General features: G+C 73.5%; 6 protein-coding genes, 1 pseudogene and 1 riboswitch. Of the genes and pseudogenes, 2 read left to right on the top strand and 5 right to left on the bottom strand.

Going from position 1 to position 9598, the window contains the following annotated elements; genetic code table 11:
• Nucleotides 1-137: 137 nt before the first annotated feature.
• Entirely contained in the window at nucleotides 138-1160 is a 1023-nt protein-coding gene (gene gnd / locus FMEAI12_RS07215; RefSeq protein WP_071066797.1) for a phosphogluconate dehydrogenase (NAD(+)-dependent, decarboxylating), read from the bottom strand.
• A 197-nt stretch (nucleotides 1161-1357) separates the two neighbouring features.
• Here gnd and FMEAI12_RS07210 point away from each other — a divergent pair.
• Nucleotides 1358-1744: pseudogene (locus tag FMEAI12_RS07210) on the top strand (FAD-dependent oxidoreductase); the annotation flags it as partial.
• 407 nt (nucleotides 1745-2151) lie between these two features.
• Here FMEAI12_RS07210 and FMEAI12_RS07205 read toward each other — a convergent pair.
• Together FMEAI12_RS07205 and FMEAI12_RS36130 are read right to left on the bottom strand one after the other, a co-directional pair.
• Nucleotides 2152-3087 (bottom strand): hypothetical protein, encoded by a 936-nt coding sequence (locus FMEAI12_RS07205; RefSeq protein ID WP_112105417.1) that lies wholly within the window; start codon nucleotides 3085-3087, stop codon nucleotides 2152-2154.
• Between the two features lie 310 nt (nucleotides 3088-3397).
• Nucleotides 3398-3820 carry a hypothetical protein gene (locus FMEAI12_RS36130; RefSeq protein WP_131626615.1) on the bottom strand — a complete coding sequence of 141 codons (423 nt, stop codon included), beginning with the start codon at nucleotides 3818-3820 and terminating at the stop codon, nucleotides 3398-3400.
• Between the two features lie 622 nt (nucleotides 3821-4442).
• A riboswitch (TPP riboswitch) is annotated at nucleotides 4443-4562 on the top strand.
• Between the two features lie 144 nt (nucleotides 4563-4706).
• Between FMEAI12_RS36130 and thiC the strand changes: the two genes are divergently transcribed.
• Nucleotides 4707-6377 carry a phosphomethylpyrimidine synthase ThiC gene (thiC, locus tag FMEAI12_RS07195; protein WP_235013786.1) on the top strand — a complete coding sequence of 557 codons (1671 nt, stop codon included), beginning with the start codon at nucleotides 4707-4709 and terminating at the stop codon, nucleotides 6375-6377.
• A gap of 56 nt (nucleotides 6378-6433) precedes the next feature.
• Here thiC and FMEAI12_RS07190 read toward each other — a convergent pair whose 3' ends face one another.
• Complete coding sequence (locus FMEAI12_RS07190) at nucleotides 6434-8275, bottom strand: class I SAM-dependent methyltransferase (RefSeq protein WP_071066800.1); 1842 nt, start codon at nucleotides 8273-8275, stop codon at nucleotides 6434-6436.
• A 90-nt stretch (nucleotides 8276-8365) separates the two neighbouring features.
• Entirely contained in the window at nucleotides 8366-9556 is a 1191-nt protein-coding gene (locus FMEAI12_RS07185) for a glycosyltransferase (RefSeq protein ID WP_071066801.1), read from the bottom strand.
• Nucleotides 9557-9598 lie beyond the last annotated feature (42 nt).

Raw genomic sequence — 9598 nt, 5'->3', positions numbered from 1 at the left:
GGAATCAGTTGGCCGGGGGCCGGGGGGCTGGTACCGGCGCGCCTGGCACCGGCGCGTACGGCTGCGGCCGTGGCCCCGCCGAAGGCTGGCCAGCCCCCCGCTTCCAGCCTGCCGCCTTTTCCAGCCTGCCGCCTTTTCTAGCCGTCCGCCTTCTTCTCGGCGTGGCCGCCGAACTGCTTGCGCATCGCCGACAGCAGCTTGTCGGCGAACAGTGACTCGCCGCGGGAGCTGAACCGCTCGTAGAGCGACGCGGTCAGCACGTGGGCCGGGACGCCCTCCTCGACGGCGGCCAGCACCGTCCACCGGCCCTCGCCGGAGTCGGAGACACGCCCGCCGAACTCGGCGAGCCGCGGGTCCTCGGCGAGCGCGGTGGCGGTCAGGTCCAGCAGCCAGGAGCTGACCACGCTGCCGCGCCGCCACACCTCGGCGACGGAGGCGATGTCGAAGTCGTACTGGTAGTACTCCGGATGGGCCAGCGGCGCCGTCTCGGCGTCGTGCAGGGCAGCCTCGGAGCGCCCGATACCGGCCTTCTCCAGGATGCCCATGCCCTCGGCGAAGGCCGCCATCATGCCGTACTCGATCCCGTTGTGGATCATCTTGACGAAGTGGCCTGCCCCGTTCGGGCCGCAGTACAGGTAGCCCTTCTCGGCCTGGGCGATCTCGCCCGTCCGCCCCGGGGTGCGCGGCGCGGTGTCGACGCCGGGGGCGATCGTCTCGAACAGCGGCTCGAGGCGGGCGGCCACCTCCGGCTCGCCGCCGATCATCAGGCAGTAGCCGCGCTCCAGCCCGAACACGCCGCCTGAGGTGCCGACGTCCAGATAGTGCAGGCCGCGCTCGGCGAGCTTCGCGGCCCGGTCGACGTCGTCGCGGTAGTAGGAGTTGCCGCCGTCGATGATGATGTCGCCGGCCTCGAAGTGCTCGGCGAGCTCGAAGACGGTCTGGCCGGTCAGGCCGGCGGGCACCATGACCCAGGCTGCCCGCGGGGTGCTCAGCGCGGCCGCGAAGTCGGCCAGCGAGTTGACGCCGACGGCGCCCTCGGCGGCCAGTGACTTCACCGTCTCGGGGTTCACGTCGTAGACCACACATTCGTGCCCGTCGCGCATCAGCCGGCGGACGAGGTTCGCGCCCATCCGGCCGAGTCCGATCATTCCGAGCTGCATCTGAACTCCCGATGGTCCTGCACGGACCGGTCGAAGGTGAGGTCCTCGAGCTCCATCCTGCCGTCGGTACCGGGACACCTCGTCGCGTCCTCGGTCACGGCCGGTGGGCTGCCGACCCGGTGCGGTGGCATTCGGGCGCGACGCGGCAGGTGAGATGGTGCCTCGCGACGCTGGTCCCAACGCGGAGAGGTGTGCCCATGAGTAGGTCCGACGACGCCGACGGAGGCACGGGCGCCAGCGAGGTCGACGTGATCGTGATCGGAGCGGGGCCGGCGGGCGAGGTGGTGGCCGGCCGGTGCGCCGAGGCGGGGCTGTCGGTGACGGTGATCGAGCACGAGCGTGTCGGCGGGGAGTGCTCCTACTGGGGCTGCATCCCCAGCAAGACCCTGCTACGCCCTGGTGAGGTCGTGGCGGCCGCCAGGGCCGTCCCCGGGGCGGCGGGGGCCGTCGGTGGGGTCCGCGCCGGGGTCGACGCCGCGGCGGCGTTCGCCCGGCGCGACGAGATGGTCGGTGGGTACTCCGACGAGGGCCAGCTCCCGTGGCTGCGCGAGCGCGGTGTGTCGGTGCGGCGCGGGGCCGGCCGGCCGGCGGCGAGCCTCGACCTGGCGGTGGAGCCCCGGTGCGTCTCTGGTGCTCGGCTACTCGCCGTTTGGTTTCTTTCTCGCCGTTTCAGTGGGCATTCTCTGCGAAATTCGCCCTGAAAGGGCGAGAAGGACGCCAAACGGCAAGTAGGCCACCTCGGCGTGCGGGGGGGTGTCCGATAGATGGCGGTCTGGTCGTGCCGTGGTGGTGCGTGCGGGCTGTGGCTTCGCTGCTCGTGAGGGCGGGACTGCGTCGGCACCCGGCCTCCTCGCGTTCGACCCGTGATCTCCTACCCCCCGGCGCACAGGACCTCCAAGAGCCGGGCCCCGAAAGCCAAACCAGGCCGCTGCCGGGGCGGGCGGCCTGGCGCCGTGGCCAACAGGCCGTGGCCGACGGGCCGTGGCCGGGGTCACTGCTGACCGGCGGACGCCTCCAGGCTTGCCCGGTCACCCATGATGATCATGGGATGGCTGCTCGGGGCCAGCCAGTGCAGGACGGTCTCCATCGAGGCCTGCGGGAGGCTGACGCAGCCGCGGGTGGGCGTGTTGTGGTCCACGTGCAGCCAGATGTCGCCGCCGGCCGCGGCGCCCAGCGGCCGGGTCGGGTCGGACGGCGGATGCCCCGGCAACCGGTTGTAGTCGATCGCGACCACGTAGTTGAAGGCCTCCCCCATCGGGTCGCCCTCGTAGCCGCCGGCCCGATAGAAGGACGGGCGGTACTCGTAGGGAAGCGCGGTGCCCGGGTCGGCGTAGCGGCCCCCGGCGGCGGTGAGGCTGAACACGCCCACGGGGCTACGCAGATCGCCCTCGACGTGGTCGTGGGTCCAGCCGTTGGCTCCGTTACGGCCGGGGATCTCCGCGCCGACGGCCGTCCAGGGGGCGTCGGCGTCCGCGCGCTGCCAGAGCACGACGCGGTTCACGGTTGAGGACTGGTCTGCGCCGGTCACGACGACGACCTGCCGGGTCGACGACGGGATCCGCGACATCATGAGGTCGCCGATGCCGGGGATCGCGCCGCGGGACTGCTCCGCGCCCGGGGCCGCGGCCGCGCGGCCGTCGGCCGCCGCGGGATCGGGGTTGCCGGTGGAGTCGGTGATGCGGTGCGGCGTGGCCACGTCGGGCCGCGCCGAAGTGGTGGGAACGGCCCCGTCGCCTGCCTGCGCCGTCGTCGACATGTCCGGATCCTCCGCCGAGCCGGTCACGTGCAGTGCTCCGGCGGCGCCGACCACCAGTGTCGCGCCGACCGCGGCCATCCCGATCGCGACGGTCTGCGCGGTGGCGCGGTCGCCGCGTGCGCCCCTGAGTCGGCGGCCCTCGGACCGCCCGGACCTACGGTGTGTCGCCATTCCTCCGACTTCCAGGCCGAAGCCGCGCCTCTCCAGCCACCTCCGCGCCTCCCGCGTCGCTTACCACCATCACATGCGCAAGGGCAGTGCTGTGCGGCAACACACCCGCAACATCGCGGACGTGCCGGTCGCACACGATACGGGCTCGCCGCGTGGAGGCCGCGAACCACTCCGCCCGCCGCGTGGCCCTCGACCGACGCAGGCCCGGCCACCGAGCACGCCGGTGCCCACCGGCGAGCAGCGTCGGCGCCGGCCCGCGAACCACACAGGCGCCGGTCGACATGCACGTTATCCACAACCCCGCCATCCCTCATGGACACAATGGATAAACAACAAGCATGGTCTGTCCATGGCCCCTAGCCCAGGCCGATTCTCCTGGCGGGAGATCGCCGACCTGCAGTCCGGTGTCATCAGCGAGCACGACGCGATGGCCGCCGGCCTCACCCGCGCCGACATCCGCGCGCGGGTCGCCGACGGCACCTGGCGGCAGCCCGCGCGTGGCGTCCTCGTCACCGCCACCGCCACGCCGCCGCTGGCGCAGCAGGCCTGGGCGGCGCTGCTCGCCGGCGGGCCGAACGCGGTGCTCGGCGGGTCCACGGCCGCCGCCCTCGACGGCCTCGTCGGCCACGGTGACGAGGTCGTGACGGTGCTGGTCCCGCCCGGGCGCCGCGGCACGCCCGTGGCAGGCGTCGTCTTCCGCCGCACCGCACGCCTGGCTCCGGCGGACGTCCACCGTGCCCGGCTGCCACCGCGGACGGCGCCGGCCCGCTCGGTGGTCGACATGGCCGAGTGGTGCAGCGGGCGCGACGGCGCCCGTGCCGTGATCAGCGACGCTCTCCTGCAGGGCTTCGTCACCATCGAGGCGATGCGCCGGGCGCTGGCGCGCCGCGGCCCGATCAGCCGCCGCACTCTGATCGCCGACACCCTCGACGAGCTGAACCGCCGGACTCCCCGGATGCTGAGCCTCCGGTACAAGCAGCTCGAGGCGGCGTTCGGGCTGCCTCCCTGTCGAGCGCTGGCCACCCCCTCCCCCGACGTTCCGACCGGCCGACTGGACGTCTGGTACGGGCCGTGGCGGCTGCTCGTGCGGGTCGGGCAGCCCGGTCCACGGCGGCCGCGGCCCGCCGGCCGGCGGATCCTCACCGTCAGGGTGGAGCAACTCTGGCAGGCGCCGGCGGAGACGGCCGCGCTGGTCGCCGCGGCTCTGCGGGAGCAGGTTCCGACAGAGGCCGCCGACCGGCCGGCCGTGCCGCCCGGGCCGGACGAACCGGCGACGGAATGGCACGAAACGGTACGTGACGAACATGGCGAAGCTGACCAAGGGGGTGGCGGAGGCCAGTCACCTGCCGTAGCGTCGTCCCAGATGCGGGAGCTTCCACCCTGGGAGGCTGAGAGGGCGGCCGGGCAACTGCCGGTGCCGCCGACCGCCTGAACCTGTCCGGGTAATTCCGGCGTAGGGAGTGATCAAGGTGGTGCGTCAGATCCGCCCGACGGATTCCGACAACACGGCGGCCGCGGCCTCCGGCACGGACGACGGCGCGGAGGGCATCCTGGCCCGACCGTTCCCCGGGAGCAGGAAGACCTACCTGGTCGGGTCCCGGCCCGACCTGCGGGTGCCGATGCGCGAGGTCGCGCTGAGCACGGGCGACAGCCTGGTCCTCTACGACACCTCCGGGCCGTACACCGACCCGGGCGCCGGCGTCGACGTGCGGCGCGGCCTGCCCGCGCTGCGGGCCGGCTGGATCGCCGCCCGCGGCGACACCGAGGAGATCGAGGGGCGTGCCGTCCAGCCCGCCGACGACGGACGGCACGGGCCTGACGGGCAGGCCGGTGACACCTTTCTCGGCTCGGGGCAGGCTCCGCGGCGGGCTACCGCCGGCCGCGCGGTGACCCAGCTCGCCTACGCCCGGCGGGGCGAGATCACCGCCGAGATGGAGTTCGTCGCGCTGCGCGAGGGCCTCTCTCCCGAGCTGGTGCGCGACGAGATCGCCACGGGCCGGGCGGTGCTGCCGGCGAACGTGAACCACCCCGAGAGCGAGCCGATGGCCATCGGCCGCAACCTGCTGGTGAAGATCAACGCGAACATCGGCAACTCCGCCGTCGCCTCCTCCATCGAGGAGGAGGTCGAGAAGATGGTGTGGTCGACCCGCTGGGGCGCCGACACCGTCATGGACCTCTCGACCGGGCGGAACATCCACACCACCCGCGAGTGGATCATCCGGAACTCCCCCGTCCCGATCGGGACGGTGCCGATCTACCAGGCGCTGGAGAAGGTCGGCGGCAAGGCCGAGGAGCTGACCTGGGAGGTCTACCGGGACACGGTGATCGAGCAGGCCGAGCAGGGTGTGGACTACATGACCGTCCACGCCGGGGTGCTGCTGCGCTACGTGCCGATGACCGCGCGGCGCAAGACCGGCATCGTCTCGCGCGGCGGCTCGATCCTGGCGGCATGGTGCCTCGCCCATCATGAGGAGAACTTCCTCTACACGAACTTCGCCGAGCTCTGCGAGATCCTGCGGGCCTATGACGTCACCTTCTCCCTCGGCGACGGCCTGCGCCCCGGCTCCATCGCCGACGCGAACGACGCCGCGCAGCTCGCCGAGCTCGCGACACTGGGCGAGCTGACCTCGGTGGCCTGGGAGCACGACGTCCAGGTGATGATCGAGGGGCCGGGCCACGTGCCCATGCACAAGATCAAGGAGAACGTGGACCTGCAGCGCGAGCTGTGCCACGACGCGCCGTTCTACACCCTCGGCCCGCTCACCACCGACATCGCGCCCGGCTACGACCACATCACCTCGGCCATCGGCGCCGCGATGATCGGCTGGTACGGGACGGCGATGCTCTGCTACGTCACGCCCAAGGAGCACCTGGGCCTGCCGGACCGCGAGGACGTCAAGGCCGGGGTCATCGCCTACAAGATCGCGGCGCACGCCGCCGACCTGGCGAAGGGGCACCCGGGCGCCCAGGCCTGGGACGACGCCCTCTCCGACGCGCGGTTCGACTTCCGCTGGGACGACCAGTTCAACCTCTCGCTCGACCCGGAGACCGCCCGGGAGTACCACGACGAGACACTGCCCGCGGCGCCCGCCAAGTCCGCGCACTTCTGCTCGATGTGCGGTCCGCACTTCTGCTCGATGCGGATCACGCAGGACGTCCGCAAGTACGCGGCCGACCACGGCCTCGACACCGACGAGGCCGTCCAGGCCGGATTGGCGGAGAAGTCCCGGGAGTTCGCCGAGCAGGGTGCCCGGATCTACCTGCCGCTCGCCGACCGGCAGACCCCCTGACCCGGCGGCCGCGGGCCTCCCCGACCGCCATGGCCGGGAGAGTCCCGCGGCCGGCTTCAGCTCTCCTTGCGGGCCAGCACGCGGTAGGTGTTGGAACGTTCCCCCTTGGCCTGCCAGGACCTGCTGGCCCGGTCCAGTAGGGCGGCCAGCAGGAACGGGCCGATCGAGGCCAGCAGCAACGGCACGCGCAGCAGCCGCGGGCCCGGCCCGCTCCGGGCCGGGTCCAGCCACGGCCGGCGCCGCGGCGCCACCCGCTGGATGAGCAGGCCCAGCGCCCGGGTGAGGTCACCGGGGCGCAGCGCCGGCCCGAACTGGACGGCGATGGGGCGCAGCCCGCGGTCCTCCAGCGCGGCGAGCAGGTTGTCTGCCGGAATGAAGTGCAGCCGGCGCGGCACGTCCCAGCCGGCCCAGTACGCCCGCAGCCGCCGCGCCGCCGGGCAGTCCGCGTTCGGCAGCTCGATCATCAGGTATCCGCCGGGGGCGAGCGCCTTGACTGCGCCGTCCAGCTCCTCCGACGGGTAGCGGGTCCGCTCGAGATAGCCGAACATGCTGATCACGTCGTAGCGGCCCGCGAGGTCGTCCGCGATCTGACTCAGCTCGCCCCGGTGGGCGGTGTCCACCCAGCGCCGCCGGTGGGCGTCGTCGACCGCGTCGGAGAGGTCGAGGCCGCCGAACACCGTGGCCGGCCAGTGGGCCCGGGCGACGTTGCAGAAGTGCCCGTGGCCGGTTCCGACGTCCAGCCAGGCCCGCGGGGTGGTGTACGGACGCAGCAGCTCGGCCCGGGCCTGGTCGGCCGCGGCCTCACGGGCCCGGGCGTGTTCCGCGGTCTCGGCGGCGAAGCCGTCCCGCCAGTCGCGCTCGTAGTAGTCCTGCCCGTCCGGGGTGATCATCGGGTTGAGGAAGACGTGGCCGCAGGCCTCGCAGCCGTCGAGGCGGAAGCGCCCCGGCTTGCCCATCTCCAGGTCCCGCGAGCGCACCCGGACGCTGAGCTCGGCCGACCCGCACCAGGGGCACTCGGCGCTGGTGGCCTCGCGCAGCCGCGCGACGTGGCGGGCGCGGGCGGCGTACCAGGCGGCTGTCTCCTGCCGGCGGCGGCGCGCCTCCGCCTTCGCCGGGTCCGCGGGCAGCCCGGCGGCCTTCGCCCGGCGCCCGGCCCGCGCGGAGTGCACAACGAAGATCACAAGGCCGAGGATGCGGACGATCGGGCTGCGGATCAGGTCGCGGGGGGCGAGCGGGACCCGTCCCGCGCAGACGAAGAACGGCTGGAACCAGAACAGCGCCGTCGCGACGAGCGCGACCGGCTGGCTGATCTGGGCGCCGATGAAGGTTCCGATGTGCGGCGCGTACGGCATGTACAGGCTCGCCGGGGTGCACGCGTAGGCCCGCTGCTGGACGCGCACCCGCATCGCGGCGTCGTCACGCGCGGCCTGCAACCCGGGAACGACGGCCAGGTCGGTGGCGGTCGGGGCGTGCCGCTTCAGGCGGGTCGTGATGTCGACCAGCTCGACCGGGCTGAACCCCTCCCGTTGGGTGATTCCGACCCGTTCCAGCAGGTCGGCGTGCACCAGCAGGGCCTGGAACGCGCCCCGGCCGGGCGCCGAGCGGTCGGCCCGGTAGGTCCGGGTGTCGACCATCCGGGCCACGTCGAGCGCGCGTTCCACGGTGAGGTCGGCGGGGACGAGGTCGAGCACCAGCAGCCGCTCGCGGCGGGCGTGGTTGCTCGCCGCGCGCCGGGCCGCGTCGGAGAGCCGCACCCCCTCGGCCACGAGGAAGACGTGGGCGGGGTCGACCGGCCGGCCCGACGCGGCGACGGTGTCCAGCCGGCGCAGCCGGCCGCGCAGGCGGATTCCGTTCAGGATGAGCCCGACGCTCACCAGGATGGGTACCAGCAGCAGCACGACTCTCACGCCCCCGCCGGTCGAACAGCCCCAGCCCCAGGCCCGGCCCCGCCAGCGCGCCCGCGGACGGGCGGGCCGCCGGGGCCGGGCCTACGGCAGCAGCTTCTCAATGTGGTCGGCGGCGGCCACGACACCGCCCGCCGCGCTGAACTCGCCCTGCAGCCGCCGCGCCGCGACCCGGTGGGACGGCTCGTCGAGCACGGTGCCGATCGCGGTGGCCAGCGTCGCCGGGGTCGAGCGCCCGAAGCGCACCCGCACACCGGCACCGGCCCGCACCACCTGCTCGCCGATGATCGGCTGGTCGTCACGAACCGGCGCGACCACCAGCGGCACTCCCCGTGACAAAGCCTCGCACACCGTGTTGTTGCCCGCGTGGCACACTATCGCGTCCAGTCCGGCCATCAGGTCCACCTGCGGCACGAACGGGCGGACCAGCAGGTCGTCGGGAACCTGGCCGGCGAGGTCGTCCAGCGGGCCGGGGGGCGCGACGATCACGGCCTGCACCCGGTCGGACATCCCCGCCAGCGCCTCCGCGGCCGCGCGCAGGAAACGCCCGCCAGCCTCCCGGGTCACCGTCCCGAGCGAGACGAGCACGGTGCGGCGGTCCCGGTCGAGCCACTCCCAGGGGAACTCCGGGGCCGACCGGCGCAGCCCGGCGGCGCAGCCGACGAACACGTGATGGGACGGATGACTGGCAGTACGCAGCAACGAGGGCACCGAGCAGACCACGGTGAGGTCCTCAGAGAAGCGCAGGTCACCGCGCGCCGCCTCCTCCGCCGGGACGCCGTTCGCGACCTGGAAGTCCCGCAGCCGCTCCGACACCCAGTTCCCGACCCCGGCGAGCACGGCGTAGGGGTCGTCGAGCTCCGCCGACGTGGTGGCGAGCGTGGCCCACCGGATGCCGCGCCGGCGGGCGACCATGGCGGCCCCGACCGCCTGCTGGTCGGCGACGATCACATCCGGGCGCCACCGTTCGACGACGGCACCGACGTCCCGCGCCATCGAGGCGCCCAGCGGCAGCAGGAACTCGTCCCACAGGAACTTCAGCGACGCGGGCCCGCGCAGCGGCCGGGACCGTGCCTCCAGCTCGGCCCGCTGGTCGGCCGAGATCTCCCCCGGCAGCGCGATGAGCGGGACGGACGGTGGGACGAGCGGCCCGACGACGCTCGCGTGGCCGACCAGGGCCACCTCCTGCCCGCGGGCCGCCAGCTCGCCGGCGATGCCCACCGCCGGGTTCACGTGCCCGGTCAGCGGCGGCACGGCGAAGAGAACACGGCCCATCAAAGCCCCCGAAATTCCATTCGTCTCCCTTCCGGCGGTGAG

It is taken from the genome of Parafrankia sp. Ea1.12 (assembly GCF_900465275.1).
Classification (GTDB): Bacteria; Actinomycetota; Actinomycetes; order Frankiales; family Frankiaceae; genus Parafrankia; species Parafrankia soli.
Note: the sequence above shows the minus strand (reverse complement) of the source record. Positions and strands in the feature narration are given on the sequence as shown.